1 pseudogene is annotated in these 241 nt (G+C 68.5%); it reads left to right on the top strand.

The features are described 5' to 3' along the window. Positions 1 to 241, top strand: a pseudogene (locus P0D70_RS37030) (acyl-CoA dehydrogenase family protein); the annotation flags it as partial.

Genomic DNA, 241 nt, shown 5'->3' with positions numbered 1-241 from the left:
GAAACCCAGGCACTGCGTCAGCCGCCGGAAGCTACCCGGCTGGACGTCAAGCGCACCGGCATCCACCGGCTGTTCCAGCCGGCGCGCTTCGGCGGCGCCGACGCGCCTTTCCGGGCTGCGGTCGATGTCATGCGCCCGCTGGGGCAGGCCTGCGGCTCTTCCGCCTGGGCCATCGTGCAGAACATCTCTCACAATTCCATGATGTGCCGCTGGCCTGTCCAGGCGCAGGAAGATGTGTGGG

This window comes from Paraburkholderia sp. RL17-381-BIF-C (assembly GCF_046026435.1).
Taxonomy (GTDB): Bacteria; Pseudomonadota; Gammaproteobacteria; order Burkholderiales; family Burkholderiaceae; genus Paraburkholderia.
This window is presented reverse-complemented; position numbering and strand designations above follow the sequence as displayed.